The sequence below is a fragment of the Flavobacterium soyae genome, assembly GCF_021245985.1.
In the GTDB taxonomy this organism is placed as follows: domain Bacteria; phylum Bacteroidota; class Bacteroidia; order Flavobacteriales; family Flavobacteriaceae; genus Flavobacterium; species Flavobacterium soyae.
In genome coordinates, this window is record NZ_JAJQXA010000008.1 from 172148 (window position 1) to 193542 (window position 21395).

Genomic DNA, 21395 nt, shown 5'->3' on the forward strand with positions numbered 1-21395 from the left:
AAGGGGTTGTAACTTTTAAGCTATAATCATAACTAATAACTTCTGACGGATAACTTTTTTAAATAAATAATGGAAGAAAAAAAATTTGACCTTAATTCAATCATTGGTTTTGTATTGATATTTGGAATTTTGATTTGGATTATGTACCAAAATCAGCCTTCTGAGAAAGAAATTGCTGCTGAAAAAGCCAAGAAAGAATTAGTAGCTAAACAAGAAGCTCAGGCAAAAGCTGATAAAGCTAAAACCGTTGCTGCACCAATTACTGCTGCTGCACCAGGTGATACAGTTCAATTAGCACAATTGCAAAAAACTTTAGGCGGATTTGCATATTCTGCTACGCTTCCTTCTGCAAAAGAGTCTTTTACAACTATCGAAAACGAAAAGATTAAACTTAAAATCGCTAACAAAGGTGGTTATATTGTTGAAGCTGTTCTAAAAGAATTTAAAAAGTTTGAGAAAAATTCAGGACAATTAGTTGAATTAATTAAAGACAATAATTCTAATTTAAACATTCAATTACAAACTACAGATAACAGAACTTTAAACTCTAAAGATTTGTTTTTTGAACCTACATTGGCAAAAAATGGTGAAGACCAAATTTTAACAATGCGATTAAAAGCTGGAGCTAATGAATTTTTAGAATATAAATATGTATTAAAACCAAACGATTATTTAGTTGGTTTTGATATTCGTTCCCAAGGATTGAACAGAGTTTTAAATTCTTCTAAACCATTAGATTTACAATGGGATTTAAAAACATACAGAAACGAAAAAAGTATTTCTTATGAAAATCGTTATGCCGAAATTTATTACGAACATGAAGATGGGAAAATAAATTACGCAGGTTTAGGAAAACATGAAGAAGAGACTGTTGAGAAAGTTAGTTTTATAGCTTATAAACAACATTTCTTTACTTCTATATTAGTAACAGACAAACCATTTGCTACATCTAAACTAGAATCAACTAATTTAGTAAATGACGATAAAATTGATACTGTTTTTACGAAACAGTTTAAAACAAATGTTCCTTTAGCATTCACAAATGGTGAAATTGATTATAAAATGCAATGGTATTTTGGGCCGGCAGATTATAAAGTTTTAAAATCGTATGACAAAAATTTCGAAAAAATTATTCCATTAGGATGGGGAATTTTTGGATGGATCAATAAATTAATTTTTGTTCCATTGTTTGGATTCCTGAGTTCAACAATTGGATTGTCATTAGGAATTGCGATTATCATCTTCACAATTATTATCAAGTTGGCCATGTCGCCAATTACATATAAATCGTTCTTGTCTCAGGCTAAAATGAAAGTTTTAAGACCTGATATTACAGAGTTGGGAGAAAAATACAAAAAAGACCCAATGAAAAAACAACAGGAAACAATGAAACTGTATAATAAAGCAGGAGTAAACCCAATGGCAGGATGTATTCCCGCATTGATTCAGCTTCCGTTTATGTATGCATCGTTCCAGTTTTTCCCTGCAGCTTTTGAATTAAGACAAAAAGGTTTCCTTTGGGCAGACGATTTATCATCTTTTGACTCGGTTGTAAAATTACCTTTCCATATTCCATTGTACGGAGATCATATCAGTTTGTTTCCAATTTTGGCAGCAATTGCAATTTTCTTCTATATGAAAATGACCTCTGGAGATCAGCAAATGGCTGCGCCTCAGCAGGAAGGTATGCCGGATATGGCAAAAATGATGAAAATCATGATTTATGTTTCGCCATTAATGATGTTAATTTTCTTTAATAGTTATGGTGCAGGTTTAAGTTTGTACAACTTTATCTCGAACTTAATTACTATCGGAATTATGTTTGTTATTAAAAATTATATCGTAGACAGCGACAAAATTCATGCTCAAATTCAGGAAAATAAATTAAAAGAACCTAAAAAGCCAAGCAAATTTCAACAGCGTCTTCAGGATGTGATGGAGCAGCAGGAAGCAGCAAAAAAGGCTCAAAATAAAAAGAAATAAATTCTAAAAATCCCGATCTAATCGGGATTTTTTATTTTAAAGAGTATGTTTCTTTTTCAAATTGCATATGAAAATTTTAACTTTGAGAGCGGCAAAACATACTTTATGAAACTAATTTTCGTTTAAGTTAAAAATTGTATATAAGATGATTTCTAAAAAAATAATAATTGGGATTTTATTGCTGAATATTTTCTTTGTAAATGCCCAAACTGAGTTTAATAAATTAGATGCTAACGGAAAAAAAGACGGCGTTTGGAAAGGTGTTTACGAATCAAAACGTCCGCGATATGAAGGAACTTTCAGTCACGGAAAAGAAACCGGAATTTTTAAATTTTTTGATGATACAAAAAAAGGCGATGTAATTGCAACACGCGATTTTACAGCTAATGATGGAAGTTCGTATACTATTTTCTATGATCAGAATAAAAATATAGTAAGCGAAGGAAAAGAAGTTGGGAAGGAAAGAGAAGGTGAGTGGAAATACTATCATAAAGCGTCAAAAGTTTTGATGACTTCTGAAACTTATAAAAAAGGTAAATTACAAGGTTTAAGAACGGTTTATTACCCAAATGCCAAAGTTGCTGAAGAAATGACTTATGTGAACGGTTTAAAAGAAGGAAATTATAAAAAGCTAGGGCAAAACGGAACTATTCAGGAACAGTCTGTATTTAAAAATAACGAGTATGAAGGCGATGCTGTTTTTTATGATGCAGATGGAGTTGTAGCTTCTAAAGGGAAGTTTGTAAAAGGAAAAAAAGCCGGAATCTGGCAGTTTTATACAAGAGGGAAATTGACCAAAGAAGTTAATATGAGCGATCCAAAAAGTGCTTATAAAGCCAATTCAAAACCTAAGAACGAATAACATACTTGCCCGCTTTGAGGGCATTTTTTTTGCCGCGAATTACACTAATTTCCACGAATTTTTATTTAACTAAAGCAAAAAATTAATTCGTGGAAATTAGTGTAATTCGCGGCAAACTTTTTCTCAAAATAAATTCGTGAATTCGTGGCTGATTTTTTACTCAATTGTTTAAATTTGATTGAGCTAATATTTTGATTCAATGGATTTAAACGAACTTACAGGAAGATTTTTTTTATTGTTTTTTTCGATTTTGGTTTTGTACTTTTTCTCAAACAGAAAAGATAACGAAACCATAAATCCGTTGATGGTTATTGTTGGTCTCTGTACTTTTTCTCTATGTTACTTATTTACAAAAATTGAAATAGGAGTTGGGATTGGTTTTGGGTTGTTTGCTATTTTCTCCATTTTAAGATTTAGGACACAATCGTTTACTGTAAACGCGATCATCTTTCTTTTTGCAACAATAACACTTTCTATTTTAGATATTATGTATCCTTTTGAGAAAATAGAAATACTCTTATTTTTTCAAATCATCATTATTGGGTTTTATGTTGCAGCGTCTATTATAGTGAACAAAAAATCTTCAAAATACCTCAATACTGTCGATGTGAAAATCCCGCTGATAAACGATTTTTCTTTAGAAAATGGAAATATCCGCAAAGCAGTTCAGGAAAAAATAAACATTCAGGATTTTGATTTTAAAATTGTTTTAGTCAATACCGTTTCTAATGAAATAGATCTTTTAGTTTTTTATTAGTCAGGCAAATTCAGAAGTAAGGCAGCTATAAAATAGTACAATAAGTTTTTTTTTCACGCAGATTTTTTGATAAAGTTTTCTCGAACAATAATCTGCTAAATCTGCAGAATTTGCGAGAGTTTTGCCAACACATTTTATGAATCATTTTAATCCCTTAATCTGTGGCAGAATAAACTTTACATCTTCGCTCCCGATAGCTAAATGTTATTTTTTTTTATTGAATTGTGTCTAATCATTAAAAGGACGAACCTGTTTGATATATAAATCCCGATTTTCACCAACGATTTTAAATTCTATATCTACAGGATGGAAAAGATTTTTCTTCCAGTATCGATACATTTTTTCTTCAATTTTTTTGCTGACAAGAAAAAGCCGGCTCATTTCTTTTCGGCTCAATAAAGGTTCATTATTATTGAGATTTGAATTTGAGATATAATCGACATCAAAATCGTCATCGTTAGTTCCAGAGTTTAAATGATAGGCTACAAACTGCTCGCAGATTTCTCCTTTTTCTGGTTTTACAACAGAGTTTTCTCCTTTTTGAATATTAACCGTAATTCCGGGAAAATTTTTCCTAAAAATGTTTCTTGTAATCACAACGCCATTTGCTAATTCATCCGGAAAAGAACGGTGTACTAAAACACCCATTGCAATATTCTGCTGATCGATTCCAAAAAGCTCTCTTTCATTATACGAAGCTTCATTCCATACACTTGCCCAAACTTGCTTAATTGCTTTTTCGAATGTTTTGATGCTGTCTCCTAGAATTCCGGTTTTAGAATCATACAATCCGGCACCGTTAAAATCATCCAGATCTTCTGCATTTGTTGAGGAACGAAATCTGAAATTTTTGAATTTCGTATCTTTAAATGTTACATTCAATTTCGAAATTAACTCAGGATCGACAGGCTCTTTTTTAATGGCATCACGAATTTTTTTCAATTGCTGATTTACCCAAACCGTTGAATCTTTTTTCGAAGAATTCAAAAGCTCTTGTATTAAAGGAGAAATCGATTCTTTCTGAATATGTTTCGTATAAAAATAAAACGGAATAGCGTGCGCATCTTCTGGGGTTTTAAATGGAGTTTCTTTTGAAATAGCAATCAAATACGACATGTTTTGTGCTTTTGATCCAATGTAATTAACTCCTTTTTTTAAAATTTTAGACAAATCAACTAACTCAGTAATGCTATTATCAATAATTAATTTTTTATTTTTAGAATTTGTTTTAACAACAATCTTTTTATCAGTCTCTTTTATAAAAAAAGTATCAACCTGAATTTTTAATTCTACTTTTTTAGAAAGTAATCTTTTAATGTTTTCATCTTTTAAGGCTAATGTATATGCCATAATTGGAATTTTTCTGTTTTTGCCTAACAGTACTAAATGGCTCAATGGCGTTTGCAGTTCGTTGACAATAATTCCCCTTACATTGGGTAAAATATCCGGTGTTCCGTCTAAAATAATAATTTCATCAGGATTTGGTTTTACTTTATCCAGCTCTTTGATTTTGTATTGTTTTAAAATACCAACGTTGTTTCCTGAAACAACTTCCTGATATTTTATTTCATTAAAAATATAATCTGATTTTACACACGGAATTTTAAATTGTTTTAAGCGAAACCATTCCATCTGCTCAGGATTATTCAAATAAAATTTTAAATTTTGACCAATAAAAATAGATTGAATTACTAAGTTGAAAAAACGCTCAATTAACGGAACGGGCATATGATCTGAAGCAGCGAGTTCAAAAATCCATTTATCAGTTCCTTTTATGTGGTTGAGATTTCCCAATAAAAAATCTCTGTCTTTTAAAGTGCTGCTGTAATTCTCATTATTAAATATTTGCAAGTCGTAATTGTATCTCAGATAATTGGTTACAAAATCATAATGCAGCGGAATCAAAGTACTATTGAAATAATACATTTTTTGTTTTCTTAAATCATAAACGACTTTTACCGATTCGATATTTGAAAATTTATCTGATAAAGGTTTTCCTCTAAATGCTTTATATTCTTCATAATTTGCTAATGATGAAGAATATCTTTGCGCAGTTAAAGACATGAAAATGAAAAAGAAAAATAAGCTGTAAATGTATTTTTTCATGACAATTGTATTGAATATTAAAAGTAAGTATTTAAACCATAAGTTTTATCTACTGCGGGATTATATAAACTAATTAAAACCAGTAAGATTTTCTAAAATATGACTTACCTTTGCACCCTTGTAAAATTATAAAGATTTTAAAATGAAACGTGTAGTTGTTGGTCTTTCTGGTGGGGTAGATTCTAGTGTTGCTGCTTATTTATTGCAGCAGCAGGGATACGAAGTTATTGGGCTTTTTATGAAAAATTGGCATGATGACTCAGTTACTATTTCTAACGAATGTCCTTGGTTAGAAGATAGTAATGATGCTTTATTAGTGGCTGAAAAACTTGGAATACCGTTTCAAACTGTTGATTTAAGCGAGGAATACAAAGAAAAAATCGTTGATTATATGTTCAACGAATACGAAAAAGGACGAACTCCAAATCCTGATGTGCTTTGTAACCGCGAAATCAAATTTGATGTTTTTATGAAAATTGCACTAAGCCTTGGTGCTGATTATGTTGCGACTGGGCATTACTGCCAAAAAAGCGAAATTGAGGTTGACGGAAAAACGGTTTATCAATTGATTGCCGGAAATGATATTAACAAAGATCAGTCTTATTTTTTATGCCAGTTATCACAGGAACAATTATCTAAAGCATTGTTCCCGATTGGTGCTTTGACAAAACCTGAAGTTCGCGAAATTGCTGCTGAAATGGAATTAGTAACTGCCGAAAAGAAGGATTCACAGGGACTTTGCTTTATCGGAAAAGTTCGTTTACCAGAATTTTTGCAGCAAAAATTACAGCCAAAAGAAGGTAAAATTGTTCAAATTGATAAAAACGACCCGATTTATAATGTTGAAAAACCAGCTGAATTATCTTTAGAAGAAGATCTAAAAATTGAAGCTCAAAAACTGCATTATCTTCCAACAATGGGAAAAATTATGGGCAAACATCAGGGTGCACATTATTTTACTGTTGGTCAGAGAAAAGGATTGAATGTTGGCGGAACTACAGATCCGTTATTTGTTATTGCTACAGATGTTGAAACTAATACCATTTATACCGGTTTAACAAGCAGTCACCCTGGATTGTTTAAAAAAGCTTTATTTGTTGGAGAATCTGAAGTACACTGGGTTCGCGAAGATTTGAAGTTAAATGCGGGTGAAAAAATGGAAGTTATGGCGAGAATTCGTTACCGTCAGCCGTTACAAAAAGCGACACTTCATCAATTTGAAGACGGAATGTACGTTCATTTTGAAGAACCACAATCTGCAATAACAAAAGGTCAGTTTGTTGCCTGGTATTTAGAAAATGAATTAGTTGGTTCGGGAGTAATTTCTTAGCTTTATACTTTTTTACGAAGGACTTCCTTTTAAAAGAGTATATATGAAACACAGCTTTACTTTTCTTTTACTATTGTTTTCTACTGTAATGTTTTCTCAGGAAGAAGATGCCTGGGTATATTTTACGGGAAAACCAAATGCTCAGGATTTTTTCGATAATCCGTCGCTGACCCTTTCGCAGAGATCATTAGATCGCCGTACTGCACAAAATATTGCATTAAATACTACAGATGCACCTCTTGAAATTACGTATGTAAATCAGGTAAAAGCCAGTACAGGAATAACTGTAATGGCACAGTCGAAATGGTTAAATGCACTTCATGTTAGAGGAACTCAAGCCAATATTACGGCTTTAAAGTCCCTTTCGTATGTTGATAAAGTAGTTTTTGCAAATAAAGCATTGAATGTAACTTCAAAAAAAGTTTCGCAAAATAGTATTGCAGCGGTAAAAAATAAGCTGGAAACTACGATTGATTATGCTTATGGAAATTCTGCAAATCAAATTCAAATGCTTAACGGACAAGTTCTGCATCAGCAGAATTATACAGGGTCTGGAAAAGTAATTGCTGTTTTAGATGCCGGTTATCCGGGTGTAAATACAGCAGAACCTTTTAAACGATTACGAGATAATAATTTAATTTTAGGAGGTTATGATTATGTAAGCAGAAGTACGAATTTTTATGCCGGAGACGATCACGGAACTTTAGTTTTATCTACAATGGGCGGTTACACAGAGAATTCTTTGGTAGGGACTGCTCCAGATGCTTCTTATTATTTATTTATAACAGAAAATGATGCTTCTGAAAATCCTGTCGAAGAATCGTATTGGGTTGAAGCTGCAGAACAAGCTGATGCCTATGGAGTTGATATCATTACAACTTCATTAGGTTATTTTAGTTTTGATAACACCAATTACAGTCATACATACAGCGATATGAATGGCACAACAAATTTTATTACAAAAGGTGCCGAAATAGCTTTTAGTAAAGGAATTATCGTTTTAGCATCTGCGGGAAACGAAGGAAATCAGGTTGAAAATCATGTTGGATCGCCCGGAGATGGAGCTTCAGTTATTACGGTTGGTTCTGTTAACGCTGCAAAAGTTAAAGCCTCTTCCAGCTCTATAGGACCAAGTTTTGATAATCGTATAAAACCAGATATAATGGCGCAGGGTGTTGCCGCTGTTGTTGCAAACACTTCAGGAACTATTGGTACGGCTAACGGAACTTCTTTTTCATGCCCTATTATGGCAGGAATGATAGCTTGTCTCTGGCAGGCATTTCCATCAAAAACAAATCAGGAAATTAAACAAATGATTCTGCAGTCTGCAGATCGATATACAACTCCTGATAATAATTATGGTTATGGAATACCAAATTTTGGGTCGACTTTAAGTGTAGATGTTTTTCAGTCTTCATCGGATTTTTCAGTTTATCCAAATCCGGCAAAATCTAATATTTCTTTTTTGTTTGCTGATGAAACAGCTTCTGTATGTATTTATTCCATTTTAGGACAAAAGCTGATTGAAAAACAAATAACAAACCAAAATCCGGTTCTTTCTGTTGAAAGTTTAACCAGCGGACTGTATTTTTATACTTTTAAGTCTGAAGGTTTACAAAAAACAGGAAAAATAATAAAACAATAATAGTTTTAATGAACAGAATTACACAGCTTTTCAATACAAAATATCCAATTATTCAAGGCGGAATGATCTGGAACAGTGGTTACAAATTAGCATCTGCAGTGAGTAATGCAGGTGGTTTAGGCTTGATTGGAGCTGGATCAATGTATCCTGATGTTTTAAGAGAACATATTCAGAAATGTAAAAAAGCGACTGATAAACCATTTGGAGTTAATATTCCGATGTTATATCCCAATATTGAAGAGATTATGAATATTGTGGTCGAAGAAGATGTAAAAATTGTTTTTACTTCGGCAGGAAACCCTAAAACCTGGACTTCGTTTTTAAAAGGAAAAGGGATAACGGTTGTTCATGTTGTTAGCAGCAGCACTTTTGCATTAAAAGCACAAGAAGCAGGCGTAGATGCTATTGTTGCCGAAGGTTTTGAAGCAGGCGGACACAATGGTCGTGATGAAACTACAACTTTAACTTTGATTCCTATGGTTAAAGAAAAAATACAAATTCCTCTTATTGCCGCTGGCGGAATTGCAACGGGGAGAGGAATGCTGGCCGCAATGATTTTAGGTGCTGATGGAGTACAGGTTGGGAGTCGTTTTGCAGCGTCGATAGAATCTTCTGCCCACAATAATTTTAAAGAAACGATAGTTAATATAAAAGAAGGAGATACACAATTGACTTTGAAAGAATTAGCTCCGGTTCGATTGGTAAAGAATAAATTTTATAATGATGTTCAGGCTTTGTATGAAAAATGCCCTTCTAAAGATGAATTAATCCAGCTTTTAGGAAGAGCAAGAGCTAAAAAAGGAATGTTTGAAGGTGATCTTGAAGAAGGTGAACTTGAAATAGGACAAATCGCCGGACTGATTCATAAAATTCTTCCTGTAGAACAAATTGTTCAAGAAATGATGTCTGATTTTAGAGATGCATGCAAAGAAAAAGCTACATTTGAGTTTTAATTACCTGTAAGAAATATTTTATGAATTATATTCGTGCCTATATAATAGTATTGTTTCTGGCTTTTGGATTACAACAAGTTCAGAGTCAGTCGTATCATTTTAAAACTTCAGGATTTAGTGTTTTAGAAAAAAATGAAAAAGGAAAGTGGGGGCAGTGGTCTGATCTTGATTTGGTTAATCTCTCTGTAGTTCTTGATACTGATAAGCATAGGATAGTAGTATATTCTCAGGAAATACAGCTTTTTAGTATTCTGGATTACATCGAACGAGAAGAAAACGATACAGATATTGTATATTCTTTTATGTGCAAAGACAATGACGGAAGAGAATGTAAACTTTCTATTATCACACGTAAAAAACAAGATAATCGCAAACAGCTTTATATCAATTACGACGATCATATTATTGTTTATAATATTTTTACGGTGTAACGATGCAGAATTTTTTCAATCGTAAATTTAAAAACATATTTATCATTGACTTTCATTTTGAATGTATCATCAAGAAGGGGAGGTAAAATTATATACTGAAAAAATATTTTGAACCCGAAAAAGTTAGAGTATGAATAGTAAAAATAGAAAATCAAATACCCAAATTTTTTATGCTTCAATTACTGCATTTTTTGCATGGTTTGCTATCATTTTTCAATTCTATCTCACTAAAGGAAGTATTGCTAATTTTTTCAGTTATTTTACAATTCTATCTAATTTGTTGATTGCATTGAGTCTTACGTTTTCGATATTCTTGCCCAAAACAAAAATAGGAGAGTTTTTTTCAAGTCTATCAGTGCAAACCGCTATATCATTGTACATATTTATAGTTGCATTAGTTTACAATACTGTTTTACGCGGAATATTGATTGTAACAGGCTGGAGGTTAATTGCAGATAATATACTGCATGTTTTAAATCCTGTTTTGTATATTTTGTATTGGTTACGTTATTCTGAAAAAGAAAAGTTAAGTTGGAAAGATGGCGTTTACTGGGCAATTTTTCCTTTTTTTTATCTCATTTATTCATTAATTAGAGGTGTAATTACAAACTGGTACCCTTATCCTTTTTTAAATGTGGTACAAATTGGTTATAAAACAGTTTTAATGAATGTAGGAGTTATGATTATTGTATTTTTTATAATAGGGCTACTATTAATTATTTTGAATAATAAGCTAAAAAAGAATAATGATAGCCAAGACATTTGATTACTGCTGCTTAGTTCATAATATTAAACCCGACAGGTTTCAAAAACCTGTCGGGTTTGCTATATAAAAAAACTTAGAATCTTAGTATCTCAGTACCTTAGAAACTTTCCTCTAAACTTCAATTTCCTTAATAAACCTATCATACTCCAGATAAAACATTTCAAGAGCATGCATGTTTTCGTTGAAAAAATCAAAAATAGCGTCCCAGTTATTGCGATTGCTAAAACCTACCCCAAGTTTTTCAACCCATATTCTGCTAATGGTTTTACCGCTTTCTAAAGTGTAGTTTTTTTCGAAAACAAGATCTTTAATAAATTCCTCTTCAAGGATATTTTTTAAAGCTTCAATCTTTTCAAAATAAGCATTTCGTTTTTCGTCGCTTCGGTGTTCAATGTCAATTAAAACCTGTGCTTTTTTATTGTCTACATAAAATTTAAAAGAGAAATCCTTGATTTTGGTATCATAAAGAACCCATTTTCTTGGGTACTTTTCTGCAAAAGCAACCCAAAATTCCCTTTTTATTCTTTGTGATTCTTCTCTGCTGTACATTTTTATGGCTTTGTTTTAGAAAACTTGTAGAACCGCATTTTCTAGAGTATATTTATATTTTAATTTGAAAGTACAAAAATAAACTTTGAATATGGATTTTCAAGATTTTTTGCAATATGTTCCTAATTTAATTCCAGTTGAACTTCCGGCGGAATCGGCACATGCGAAAATGGCACCTCTGGAGCGTATTCAGGCATTGAAAAATTTAGATATTAATGCAAAAAAACCAAGAATCGCTGCTGTTATGATGTTGTTTTATCCTAAAAACGAAAAAACGCATTTGATTTTAATTGTCCGTAATGCATACAATGGCGTTCATTCATCGCAAATTGCATTTCCGGGCGGAAAATATGAACCTGCAGATCGTGATTATCAGGAAACAGCTTTGCGTGAAACCAGCGAAGAAATTGGGGTTCGTCCTGAGAAAATTGAAATTATAAAGCATTTTACACCTATGTATATTCCGCCAAGTAATTTTTTAGTGCATCCTTATTTAGGAATTGCTAAAGAAGAACTTGCATTTTATCCCGATGCCCGAGAAGTAGCCGGTGTTCTCGAATTGCCATTATCAGTTTTTTTAGATGATGAAATTATTATCGAATCCAAATTATCAACCTCTTACGGAAATGATATTTTGGTTCCCGCATTTAATATTCAAAATCATATTGTTTGGGGGGCAACCGCAATGATTTTAAGCGAATTGAGAGATGTTTTAAAACTTACTTTTTCAGAAAAACCACAATAACGTTAATTTAATAATTTGATAATCATTAATATATAGATTTATTTCGTAAATTGTATAACACTATTGCTAAAAGAATAAATTTTGTATGTTTGCGACTTAACCAAAAAACACAAAACAACGTTATGGGATTGTTTAAACGAAATCCTTTTGGGCATATATTATTCATCAAGAAATGGTTAATCCGTATTTTGGGAGCCATGACCCATAGAAGATATAGGGGGTTTAATGAATTACAGATTGAAGGATCTGAAATTATTAAAACACTTCCAGACAGAAACGTTTTATTTATATCCAATCATCAAACTTATTTTGCCGATGTTGTGGCGATGTTTCATGTGTTTAACGCAAGTTTAAGCGGACGTCAAGATACTATTAAGAACATTGGTTATTTATGGCAGCCTAAAATGAATATTTACTACGTAGCTGCAAAAGAAACAATGCAGGCCGGATTACTGCCAAGAATTTTAGCTTACGTTGGAGCAATTACTGTCGAAAGAACCTGGAGGTCAAAAGGGGTTGATGTTACCGAAAAACGTGACGTAAATCCAAATGATACTGAGAATATCCGCATTGCCCTTGAAGACGGATGGGTTATTACTTTTCCGCAGGGAACAACAAAATCTTTTAAACCCGTTCGTAAAGGAACAGCACACATAATCAAACAGCATAAACCTGTCGTAATTCCTATTGTTATAGATGGTTTCCGTCGTTCTTTTGATAAAAAAGGGCTTCGCATGAAAAAGAAAAACATCCTGCAGTCTTTCATCATCAAAGAACCTCTTGAAATTGATTATGAAAACGACACGATCGAAGAAATCGTAGAAAAAGTAGAATACGCTATCGAACAGCACCCTTCATTTTTAAAAGTAATTCCAGCCGAAGAAATCAAAGCACAGGAAGAACTAAATAAATTTAGACAGTGGGAGTACTAATTTTAGATTTCTGATTTTAGATTTTTTTGTTTCAAGTTTGAGGTTTCAAGTTAGAAAAACTTAGAACCTTAACATCTAAGTCCTGAAGTTTCGGGATGGCGCCTTAAAGGAAAACCTTTGAACCTTTGTCACTCTGAACTTTTGAACCTCAATTAGAAATCAATTTTCTTCAACTCCTTATAATTAGCGTATAATCTGCGTAATAAAGTTCCGTACAGCAATCTGTAAAAGCACCAGAATAATCCAAAGAAACCTAATATTACTAAGGTTAAGATTCCAATTGTAGCAAACATTGCTTTTCCGTTTACTGCAAGTTTTTCCCTTAAAAAAGCCATATCAGGATTGTAAACAAAAGCGATGAAGAAACTTAAAATTGAAGTGATTACAATCATTCCCAAATTGTACCAAACATAATACTGAACTGTTTTTCTGGTCCTTAAAATGGCACTCATTAAAGATTTTGTGGCAACGGTTGTAGAAATCGTAGTGTAGTTTTTGTAAAAAATAAACACGAAAATTAATCCAACTAAGTAATTCAAATAAGTCAAGTATTCAAGCGTAACCACAATTTCCGGATGATTTATTTTTCGCAAAACATCATCTGTATTGATAAATAAGTTTGAAAAAGTCCAAAACGAAATCTCCAAAATACTGATAATCAAAATCCATTTGACAATTGAAGATGACTTTTTGTGAATCATTTTATAGATTTCTTTTTCAGAAATTTGTTCAAAAGAATCCGAGTTCTTTTTCCAGTCTTTTTTTAGTAAATCCAGTTCTTTCATAAATTTTTAAGGATTTAGTATTTTTTTAAGTTTCCCTTTAATTCTGTTCATTTTCACGCGCGCATTCACTTCGCTGATTCCTAAGGTTTCGGCTATTTCTTGATAATCTTTGTCTTCTAAATACATAAAAACTAATGCTTTTTCGATGTCATTAAGCTGGTAAACGGCTTTGTACATCAATTTAATCTGTTCTTCCTCTTCATAGTTGTAATCGACATCTTTTACAAAATGCTGATGACTCTCATAATCTACGGTAGATATAGTTCTTTTGGTTTTGCGGTATAAGGTGATAGCAGTATTTAAAGCGACACGATATGTCCAGGTCGAAAATTTACTGTCGCCTCTAAATTTTGGATAAGCTTTCCAGAGCTGAATAGTGATTTCCTGAAACAAATCTTTATGAGCGTCTTCGCCGGCAGTATATAATCTACAAATTTTGTGGATTATATTCTGATTTGCCTGCAATTGCGCAACAAATGACTGTTCTAGATTTTCGCTCATAAAAGTATTAGTAGTATTGAAATCTATTTTGTTACAGTTGAATTTATTTTTTTGCCACAGATTAAACAGATTTTAATGATTTTTTATTTTATATAAAGAAAGGTTTATGGATCCTTTTTAATCATTTAAATCTGTGGCAAAATTTATAATTCTCTTGTTCTATAATAATTAATCATTAAATCTATAAACTTGCTATAACTTTCCATTCCATCTTTTTGATTGTTTGATTTTAAGAAACTATCATAAACAAAATGAAAACCCTTATCAATAAAAGTATCATATTGTTTCCAAAAATCCTGACTTTCCTGATAGTTTTTTAAAATCCCCGAATTTACTTGTCTCTTTAAAATTTCGAAAATTTTCTCGTTTTTAAATTTCCAGATTCCAAGGCAATAGCGCAACGCAAAACTATACCCGGAATATTGATAATATAAATTGTCATTTTTTACAGATGCTAAAACGCCTATAAAATTACATTCATTCTCGCTGGCAAAACCTATCTGATGCGCCATTTCATGTGAAGCAGTAACTGGAAAAGAATACATAGGCAATAAATCATTTACCTGTGCTTCATTAGTAAAAGGGTTCAAATAACCGCCAAATCCCATATAAGTTAACGGAACACTAAAAAGTGATTTTTTTACGCTTAAAGCGTCATATTTAAAATAAGAATGTTCTTTGGCTAAATTATCATACCCGTTTAAATTCATCTTAAAAACTTCTTCCTGAGAATACGGAAAATTGATTTTTTCGCCTTTATTTTTTGTGATTTTAAACTGAATTTCATTCGTTTTAACAATCAGTCTTTTTGTAAAGGCTAATAAATCAGCATCAGTATATTCCCTTTTGATTTCCATTTTCTCGAAAAGTGGTTTGCGATAATAATTGAAAGCCCAAAGCAAATGAAAGAAAAAGTAAAAAACAGAAATTTTACCTGTAATTTTTAAAAGATGATCTTTCCAATCTGTTCTCCATGTTTTTCGAATTCTCCAAAACCAGCTTATCATCGATAAAATTAAAACTGCGTAAATACAATCGCCAACAGAAAATGAAATTTTACCTAAAAGTACTCGTGAGAAATGCGAAATTCTGATGTATACATTATTACTGTAAAAACCTTCAACAAAATCAGGAAAAAACGGCAGAATTTTTAAAAAGATAATCTGAACTAAAAGAAATAAAGGAAGGATATATTTTCGTGTCACGGTTTTACTTTTGGGTTAAAAATAATAATTAAAATACTAGTTCGTTTTCTTTTTTGTAAATTTGTTATTCAATAACGAAGAAAATGACACAAATCACTTTAAATATTCCTGATAACGAATTGTCATTCTTTATGCAGTTGATAGAGAAATTTAATTATGAAACCGTAATTAATGAATTTTCTGTAAGCGAAGAAATGAAAAATTTGTTAGACGATAGAAGATCAACTTCAAAAGAAGATGATTTTCTTCCTTGGAACGAAGCTAAAAAACAATTACGTTTCAAATCAGAGAAATGATTTTTAATATTGTTATTGAACCGAGAGCACTTGCAGATATACAAGAAGCGATTGATTACTATGAGTCTAAGCAAAGCGGTTTAGGTGAATATTTTTATCAAGTGATTGATGAGCATTTGGATACATTATCGAAAAACCCTTTTTTTGAAATTAGATATAAGGATTATCGAGGTCTTCCCATTAAAAAATTTCCATTTATTATCTTTTATTTTATTGATGAGAAAGTGAAAACGGTATACATTATGTCTGTTTTTAATACATCATTAAATCCCTCAAAATATCCTCTTTAAGAAGTTTGAATTTTAATTTAAATTTTATTGTTTTAAATTGAGTATTCATATCTATTCAACTTTAGAGCCATTATAATTTGTGCTAATTCGTTTAATTCGTGGCGGAAAAAGCATTTAAACTTTGTAACTTTGAAGTTCTTAATTGTTAAACTTCAAACAAAATATAATGAGTCAGGAAATAAGAAATCTGGAACCAAAAGCACTTTGGAACAAATTTGCAGATTTAAACGCCGTTCCGCGTCCGTCAAAGAAAGAAGAGCGTGTAATCGAGTTTATGAAAAACTTTGGAAACAGCTTAGGTTTAGAAGCTTTTGAAGACGAAATACGAAATGTAATCATCAGAAAACCCGCAACTCCGGGAATGGAAAATCGCAAAGCCATTGTAATGCAAGGTCACTTAGATATGGTTCACCAAAAAAATGCAGATACCGTTTTTGATTTTGATACACAAGGAATTGATATGTATGTTGATGGTGACTGGGTTCGCGCCCGCGGTACAACGCTTGGTGCTGACAATGGGTTAGGAGTGGCAACAATTATGGCAGTTTTAGAAAGTAAAGATATTCCGCATCCTGCAATTGAAGCGTTGTTTACAATTGACGAAGAAACCGGAATGACTGGTGCTTTAAACTTAAAGGGAGGAATTCTTCAAGGTCAGATTTTATTGAACCTGGATACGGAAGAAGATGATGAAATTGATATAGGATGTGCCGGTGGAATCGATGTAACGGCTGTAAGAACTTATAACGAAGAAGAAGTTCCAGAAGGTTCTGTTGGATATACTATTACCGTAAAAGGCCTAAATGGAGGTCATTCTGGAATGGATATTCATAAAGGTTTAGGAAACGCAAATAAAATCATGAACCGCTTATTATTTGATGGTTTCGAAAACTTTGGATTACAGGTTTCTGAAATTAACGGAGGAAGTCTTAGAAATGCAATTCCAAGAGAAAGTACTGCTAAAGTAATTATCTCTCAGATGTTTGATGAAGCGTATGTTTATGATATGCAGGAAATTATTTCTGACATCAAAGCAGAATACAAAACTACTGAACCAAACCTATCTATCGAAATCGTAAAAACTGATTTACCTGAAAAAGTAATGGATCTAGGTGTTCAGGAAGGAATTATCAGAGCGATTTACGCGGCACAAAACGGAGTTTACAAAATGAGCGCGGATATGGCTGATTTGGTTGAAACTTCAAACAATATTGCAAGAGTTGTTGTAAAAGATGGAGAAATTTTGGTTGGATGTTTAACGCGTTCTTCTGTAGAATCTTCAAAATTTGATTTGGCTAATTCTTTACGTTCTGCTTTTGAATTAGTAGGATGCGAAGTTGAACTTTCTGGTTCTTATCCGGGATGGACTCCAAACGTAAATTCAGAAATATTAGAAGTTCTAAAAGATATTTACGAAAAACAAAATGGCGAACAGCCAAAAGTTGTGGCTTGTCACGCTGGTTTAGAATGCGGGATTTTAGGAACAAATTACCCAGATATGGATATGATTTCTTTTGGGCCAACCATTCACGGGGCGCACTCTCCAGACGAAAGAGCCAGTATTTCATCTGCTCAAAAATATTGGAAATTTGTATTAGAAATTCTTTCAAATATTCCGGTTAAATAAAAAAGTAATCAGTGTTCAGTTTAGTAATCAGTAAATCTGTTGACTAAACTGAACACTAAAAAAAACTGAACACTGAACACTTTTTTTAATCTCTTTTAGGAGAATTTTTCTTCTCTCTTTTTTCTTCTTTCTTTTCTTTAGCCGTTTTTAACGGTTCTTTTTTTACCGTTTTTTTAGCATCTTGACCTTTTGCCATAATGTATTGATTTTATTTGTTTTACTGTTTTATTATAGTAAATATAGTTTTTTAAAAAATTATAAGACATAAAAAAAATCCCCAATTTTTAAAATTGAGGATTTGTATGTTTTTATAAAAGTAAAATTTAATTCCTTTTTAATACTTTATATTGTTCGTAGCAGCCGCTTATAGCATCTAAAATCTGTAAGTCATTTGCGGTTTGAATAAAAGCGTCAGAATAGTTACAGCGATGCATGATTTCAGGAATTTCATCCTTGCTGATTCCTAACAGAACTGCTATGGTTTCGCGATCGTATTTAGTTTCTAAAAGATTTCTAATCGTATCGTCTTTTTTCATGTCCTTGAGTTTCTTGAGCTCCCGGCTGTTTTTTCCAAAGAAATTATAAAGCATATCTGCCGGATTAAAAATAGAACCCAATACTTTTCCAAAAGCATTTGGAGAATATTCACCCGCTTCATAACCTTGGGTAAGACCCGAAATACTATAACGGTAGTTTTCTTTGGTTGGAATTAACTTCGAATCAATTTCAAGATAACCTGTTAAATTAAATGGAGCAATAATAACTTCTTCAAGCGCAATTGCTTTTTCAGTAAGCTGAATTCGAGTTACTTTATTTTTTATCCAGTCATTTGTCACTCTGATCCTAAGAGATTGAAATCCTAAAAGAGAAAAATGAATTGTATCATTAGGCTGAACATCAATCTCAAAATACCCTTTTGCATCAGATTTTGCGCCGCGTACTTTATTGGTGTTAATGATATTTACATTTGGAAGAGGTTGTTTACTATCATCGTTTATAATGTAACCTGAAACCCTTTGCGGAGTTGTAGGTTCGGCATCTTGTGCAAAACTTACGGCAGAGAATAGTAAAAAAAAGAAAACTGCGAAATATTTCATATCCTGATTTAAAGCACTAAAAGTAGTAAATAGAGATTAAATATTTCGCAGTCTTCGAATATAATTATCAGAAAATTAACAAAGTCAGCAGTAGTGCTTTTGATATTTAAATAAAAAGAGAAAAGGAAGATTAAATTACATTGTTTTTGAATTACAAAACTCATTTTTAGAGATTAAAATTTACCCATTGGGTGTAAAAAAAAACATTTAACACATAGAAACATAGGTTTTATATGTGTAAAAGGATATAAAAAGAAACTTGTTTCTAACACATAGCTCTCTATGTTTGTTTTAAATAAGTGAAACGATTTTTTTTGAGAGTGCTAAATCTATGTTTCTATGTGTTAAAATTAATTATACTCAACGGGTTAAGATTCTTAATATAAAAAAAATCCCAAATTCCATTTATGTCAGGAATTTGGGATTTTATATTTTAAGATATTAAATTATTAATCTCTTCTTGGTCTTCTTGGTCTTGGCGAATCACCAAAACTTTCAGAACGTCTTGGGGCTCTGTCAGAACTTCCTTCGTTTCTTCTGAAACCACCTTCTCTTGGAGCTGAGTTTCTGTCGCTTCTAAATCCTCCGCCTGAACCTTCACGTCTTGGAGCAGAATTTCTGTCGCTTCTAAAACCTCCGCCAGAACCTTCACGTCTTGGAGCAAAGTTTCCTTCTCTTCTTGGTCCGCCAGAATTACGTCCGCCGCCACGGTTGTTGTGGTCACGTCTTCCGCCTCCGTCATTTTTAGAAATTTCAACATTAATACGACGTCCTTCTAACTGAACGTTATTTAAAATATCCATTACTTTATCAGTATGCTCAGGATCAGTATTAAAGAAAGAGAAACCTTCTTTTACATCAACTTTGAAAACGTCATCACGACCTAAGTCTAATGTTTCTTTCAGGTAATCTTTAAGAGACATCCAGTCAAAATTATCTCTCGAACCGATGTTTACAAAATAACGAACTGCTCCGTTATTATTGAATTCTCTTGGTTCAGAATCACCTCTTTCACGTCTTTCCCCAGAAGATTGAGTAGATATATCTCTATTCTTTTTGTAGTAAGTAATGAAACGGTTAAATTCTACAGATACCATTTTCTTAATCAATTCTTCTTTAGATAAATCTTCAAGAACATTGTTGATTGCTGGTAAATAGTTGTCAATTTCGTGATCAACCTCAGTATCTTTAATTTTATTTGCTAAGTGCAATAATTGAATTTCGCAGATTTCGATTCCAGATGGAATAGTTTTTTCTTCGAATTTTTGTTTGATGATTCTCTCGATAGAAGAAATTTTACGCAACTCACTTTTTGTAACAATTACAATAGAAGTCCCTAATTTCCCGGCTCTACCAGTACGTCCAGAACGATGGTTGTACGTTTCGATTTCATCAGGTAATTGGTAGTTCACAACGTGTGTTACGTTATCAACGTCAATTCCACGCGCAGCAACGTCAGTAGCAACAAGCATCTGAATTTGTCTTCCGCGGAAAGATTTCATTACACCATCACGCTGTGCCTGAGATAAATCTCCGTGCAATGCAGCGGCGCTGTATCCGTCTTCAATTAATTTCTCGGCAATAGCCTGAGTATCTCTTTTAGTACGACAGAAAACCACAGAGAAAATATCCGGGTTTGCATCTGCCAAACGTTTTAGAGCTTCATAACGATCACGGGCATTTACTAAGTAAAATTCGTGAGAAACTGTAGATGAACCAGAGTTTTTAGTCCCAACAGTAATTTCTAAAGGATCGCTCATGAATTGTTTTGCAATTCTCGCAACCTCCTGCGGCATTGTTGCAGAGAACAACCATGTGCTTTTTTCGTCTGGAGTATCTGATAAAATAGATACGATGTCATCATAAAATCCCATGTTTAACATCTCGTCAGCCTCATCAAGAATACAGTAATCTATATTTTTAATGTTTACCAATCCTCTGTTAATCATGTCCTGCATTCTTCCCGGAGTTGCTACAATAATTTGCGCTCCTCTCTTTATTTCTCTTGCCTGCTCTGTAATACTAGCTCCTCCGTAAACTGCTACCACATTAATACCTTTTTCGTATTTTGAGTAGTTTTTAAGTTCGTTAGTAATCTGTAAACAAAGCTCGCGTGTTGGCGATAAAACTAATGCTTGTGTATTTCTGTTGTCGGCATCAATTTTTTGAATTAGCGGAAAACCGAAAGCTGCCGTTTTCCCTGTCCCTGTTTGAGCCAACGCAACCATATCCGTGTCTTTTTCCAATAATAGGGGAATCGCCTTTTCCTGTACCTCTGACGGATTTTCAAATCCTAGATCTAAAATCGCCTTCAGTAACGATTCATTCAATCCTAATTGTTCAAATTTATTCATATGTGTTTTTAAAATAGGGTGCAAAATTACTGTTAATTATTCAGATATACTAATGCAATTTTAAGATTTATGGATTTGTTATGATTTGATTATCAAAAAGTTATGTTTAGCGTAAAATCATTTTCGAAAGAAATCAAAAAAAATACGTCGTGAAATATCAATTTTGCCCAATAAAATGTTG

20 protein-coding genes are annotated in these 21395 nt (G+C 32.5%); 13 read left to right on the plus strand and 7 right to left on the minus strand.

Annotated features, from left to right (window positions below):
• Positions 1–69: 69 nt before the first annotated feature.
• The 3 genes from yidC (at position 70) to LUU93_RS12310 (ending at position 3602) form a co-directional block, all read left to right on the plus strand.
• Entirely contained in the window at positions 70–1983 is a 1914-nt protein-coding gene (gene yidC / locus LUU93_RS12300; protein ID WP_232681416.1) for a membrane protein insertase YidC, read from the plus strand.
• Positions 1984–2128: 145 nt separating this feature from the next.
• On the plus strand, positions 2129–2845 hold the full coding sequence (locus tag LUU93_RS12305; protein WP_232681417.1) for a toxin-antitoxin system YwqK family antitoxin: 717 nt from the start codon (positions 2129–2131) through the stop codon (positions 2843–2845).
• A 199-nt stretch (positions 2846–3044) separates the two neighbouring features.
• Positions 3045–3602 carry a DUF4956 domain-containing protein gene (locus LUU93_RS12310; RefSeq protein ID WP_232681418.1) on the plus strand — a complete coding sequence of 186 codons (558 nt, stop codon included), beginning with the start codon at positions 3045–3047 and terminating at the stop codon, positions 3600–3602.
• Between the two features lie 228 nt (positions 3603–3830).
• Here the strand turns inward: LUU93_RS12310 and LUU93_RS12315 are convergent, their stop codons facing one another.
• Positions 3831–5708: a PEP/pyruvate-binding domain-containing protein gene (locus LUU93_RS12315; RefSeq protein ID WP_232681419.1), complete on the minus strand. Its 1878-nt coding sequence runs from the start codon at positions 5706–5708 to the stop codon at positions 3831–3833.
• A 142-nt stretch (positions 5709–5850) separates the two neighbouring features.
• Here LUU93_RS12315 and mnmA point away from each other — a divergent pair, with 142 nt between their 5' ends.
• From mnmA to LUU93_RS12340, 5 genes are all read left to right on the plus strand, one after another.
• The gene (mnmA, locus tag LUU93_RS12320) at positions 5851–7038 is read left to right on the plus strand and encodes a tRNA 2-thiouridine(34) synthase MnmA (protein WP_232681420.1); all 1188 of its coding nucleotides are present in this window, start codon (positions 5851–5853) and stop codon (positions 7036–7038) included.
• 43 nt (positions 7039–7081) lie between these two features.
• Positions 7082–8683, plus strand: a complete 1602-nt coding sequence (locus LUU93_RS12325; protein WP_232681421.1) for a S8 family serine peptidase — start codon at positions 7082–7084, stop codon at positions 8681–8683.
• Positions 8684–8691: 8 nt separating this feature from the next.
• Positions 8692–9636 carry an NAD(P)H-dependent flavin oxidoreductase gene (locus tag LUU93_RS12330; protein WP_232681423.1) on the plus strand — a complete coding sequence of 315 codons (945 nt, stop codon included), beginning with the start codon at positions 8692–8694 and terminating at the stop codon, positions 9634–9636.
• 20 nt (positions 9637–9656) lie between these two features.
• Positions 9657–10067 (plus strand): hypothetical protein, encoded by a 411-nt coding sequence (locus tag LUU93_RS12335; RefSeq protein ID WP_232681424.1) that lies wholly within the window; start codon positions 9657–9659, stop codon positions 10065–10067.
• A 130-nt stretch (positions 10068–10197) separates the two neighbouring features.
• The gene (locus LUU93_RS12340; RefSeq protein WP_232681425.1) at positions 10198–10833 is read left to right on the plus strand and encodes a Pr6Pr family membrane protein; all 636 of its coding nucleotides are present in this window, start codon (positions 10198–10200) and stop codon (positions 10831–10833) included.
• 111 nt (positions 10834–10944) lie between these two features.
• Here the strand turns inward: LUU93_RS12340 and LUU93_RS12345 are convergent, their stop codons facing one another.
• On the minus strand, positions 10945–11382 hold the full coding sequence (locus tag LUU93_RS12345; protein WP_232681426.1) for a DUF4268 domain-containing protein: 438 nt from the start codon (positions 11380–11382) through the stop codon (positions 10945–10947).
• Between the two features lie 91 nt (positions 11383–11473).
• Here LUU93_RS12345 and LUU93_RS12350 point away from each other — a divergent pair, with 91 nt between their 5' ends.
• Positions 11474–12127: an NUDIX hydrolase gene (locus tag LUU93_RS12350; protein ID WP_232681427.1), complete on the plus strand. Its 654-nt coding sequence runs from the start codon at positions 11474–11476 to the stop codon at positions 12125–12127.
• Positions 12128–12249: 122 nt separating this feature from the next.
• The gene (locus tag LUU93_RS12355; protein ID WP_232681428.1) at positions 12250–13059 is read left to right on the plus strand and encodes a lysophospholipid acyltransferase family protein; all 810 of its coding nucleotides are present in this window, start codon (positions 12250–12252) and stop codon (positions 13057–13059) included.
• 152 nt (positions 13060–13211) lie between these two features.
• Here the strand turns inward: LUU93_RS12355 and LUU93_RS12360 are convergent, their stop codons facing one another.
• The 3 genes from LUU93_RS12360 to LUU93_RS12370 form a co-directional block, all read right to left on the minus strand.
• On the minus strand, positions 13212–13844 hold the full coding sequence (locus LUU93_RS12360) for a DUF8845 family protein (protein ID WP_232681429.1): 633 nt from the start codon (positions 13842–13844) through the stop codon (positions 13212–13214).
• 6 nt (positions 13845–13850) lie between these two features.
• Complete coding sequence (locus tag LUU93_RS12365) at positions 13851–14345, minus strand: RNA polymerase sigma factor (protein WP_007810116.1); 495 nt, start codon at positions 14343–14345, stop codon at positions 13851–13853.
• 143 nt (positions 14346–14488) lie between these two features.
• Positions 14489–15550 (minus strand): DUF3810 domain-containing protein, encoded by a 1062-nt coding sequence (locus LUU93_RS12370; protein WP_232681430.1) that lies wholly within the window; start codon positions 15548–15550, stop codon positions 14489–14491.
• Positions 15551–15633: 83 nt separating this feature from the next.
• Here LUU93_RS12370 and LUU93_RS12375 point away from each other — a divergent pair, with 83 nt between their 5' ends.
• The 3 genes from LUU93_RS12375 to LUU93_RS12385 all read left to right on the plus strand — a co-directional run bounded on the left by LUU93_RS12375 (position 15634) and on the right by LUU93_RS12385 (position 17763).
• The gene (locus LUU93_RS12375; protein ID WP_232681431.1) at positions 15634–15846 is read left to right on the plus strand and encodes a hypothetical protein; all 213 of its coding nucleotides are present in this window, start codon (positions 15634–15636) and stop codon (positions 15844–15846) included.
• Entirely contained in the window at positions 15843–16136 is a 294-nt protein-coding gene (locus tag LUU93_RS12380; RefSeq protein ID WP_232681432.1) for a type II toxin-antitoxin system RelE/ParE family toxin, read from the plus strand. The genes LUU93_RS12375 and LUU93_RS12380 overlap by 4 nt, the downstream gene beginning before the upstream one ends.
• A 166-nt stretch (positions 16137–16302) precedes the next feature.
• Positions 16303–17763: an aminoacyl-histidine dipeptidase gene (locus LUU93_RS12385; RefSeq protein ID WP_232681433.1), complete on the plus strand. Its 1461-nt coding sequence runs from the start codon at positions 16303–16305 to the stop codon at positions 17761–17763.
• Between the two features lie 323 nt (positions 17764–18086).
• Here the strand turns inward: LUU93_RS12385 and fjbamP4 are convergent, their stop codons facing one another.
• Together fjbamP4 and LUU93_RS12395 are read right to left on the minus strand one after the other, a co-directional pair.
• A complete protein-coding gene (fjbamP4, locus tag LUU93_RS12390; protein WP_232681434.1) occupies positions 18087–18860 on the minus strand; it encodes a protein BamP4 in 774 nt (257 codons plus the stop codon).
• A 449-nt stretch (positions 18861–19309) separates the two neighbouring features.
• Positions 19310–21214: a DEAD/DEAH box helicase gene (locus LUU93_RS12395; protein ID WP_232681435.1), complete on the minus strand. Its 1905-nt coding sequence runs from the start codon at positions 21212–21214 to the stop codon at positions 19310–19312.
• Positions 21215–21395 lie beyond the last annotated feature (181 nt).

What these genes read in the sequence shown, in the direction of transcription:
- yidC (WP_232681416.1), top strand. Translation starts at nt 70, where the DNA reads ATGGAAGAAAAAAAATTTGACCTTAATTCAATCATTGGTTTTGTATTG.
- LUU93_RS12305 (WP_232681417.1), top strand. Translation starts at nt 2,129, where the DNA reads ATGATTTCTAAAAAAATAATAATTGGGATTTTATTGCTGAATATTTTC.
- LUU93_RS12310 (WP_232681418.1), top strand. Translation starts at nt 3,045, where the DNA reads ATGGATTTAAACGAACTTACAGGAAGATTTTTTTTATTGTTTTTTTCG.
- LUU93_RS12315 (WP_232681419.1), bottom strand. Translation starts at nt 5,708, where the DNA reads ATGAAAAAATACATTTACAGCTTATTTTTCTTTTTCATTTTCATGTCT.
- mnmA (WP_232681420.1), top strand. Translation starts at nt 5,851, where the DNA reads ATGAAACGTGTAGTTGTTGGTCTTTCTGGTGGGGTAGATTCTAGTGTT.
- LUU93_RS12325 (WP_232681421.1), top strand. Translation starts at nt 7,082, where the DNA reads ATGAAACACAGCTTTACTTTTCTTTTACTATTGTTTTCTACTGTAATG.
- LUU93_RS12330 (WP_232681423.1), top strand. Translation starts at nt 8,692, where the DNA reads ATGAACAGAATTACACAGCTTTTCAATACAAAATATCCAATTATTCAA.
- LUU93_RS12335 (WP_232681424.1), top strand. Translation starts at nt 9,657, where the DNA reads ATGAATTATATTCGTGCCTATATAATAGTATTGTTTCTGGCTTTTGGA.
- LUU93_RS12340 (WP_232681425.1), top strand. Translation starts at nt 10,198, where the DNA reads ATGAATAGTAAAAATAGAAAATCAAATACCCAAATTTTTTATGCTTCA.
- LUU93_RS12345 (WP_232681426.1), bottom strand. Translation starts at nt 11,382, where the DNA reads ATGTACAGCAGAGAAGAATCACAAAGAATAAAAAGGGAATTTTGGGTT.
- LUU93_RS12350 (WP_232681427.1), top strand. Translation starts at nt 11,474, where the DNA reads ATGGATTTTCAAGATTTTTTGCAATATGTTCCTAATTTAATTCCAGTT.
- LUU93_RS12355 (WP_232681428.1), top strand. Translation starts at nt 12,250, where the DNA reads ATGGGATTGTTTAAACGAAATCCTTTTGGGCATATATTATTCATCAAG.
- LUU93_RS12360 (WP_232681429.1), bottom strand. Translation starts at nt 13,844, where the DNA reads ATGAAAGAACTGGATTTACTAAAAAAAGACTGGAAAAAGAACTCGGAT.
- LUU93_RS12365 (WP_007810116.1), bottom strand. Translation starts at nt 14,345, where the DNA reads ATGAGCGAAAATCTAGAACAGTCATTTGTTGCGCAATTGCAGGCAAAT.
- LUU93_RS12375 (WP_232681431.1), top strand. Translation starts at nt 15,634, where the DNA reads ATGACACAAATCACTTTAAATATTCCTGATAACGAATTGTCATTCTTT.
- LUU93_RS12380 (WP_232681432.1), top strand. Translation starts at nt 15,843, where the DNA reads ATGATTTTTAATATTGTTATTGAACCGAGAGCACTTGCAGATATACAA.
- LUU93_RS12385 (WP_232681433.1), top strand. Translation starts at nt 16,303, where the DNA reads ATGAGTCAGGAAATAAGAAATCTGGAACCAAAAGCACTTTGGAACAAA.
- fjbamP4 (WP_232681434.1), bottom strand. Translation starts at nt 18,860, where the DNA reads ATGAAATATTTCGCAGTTTTCTTTTTTTTACTATTCTCTGCCGTAAGT.
- LUU93_RS12395 (WP_232681435.1), bottom strand. Translation starts at nt 21,214, where the DNA reads ATGAATAAATTTGAACAATTAGGATTGAATGAATCGTTACTGAAGGCG.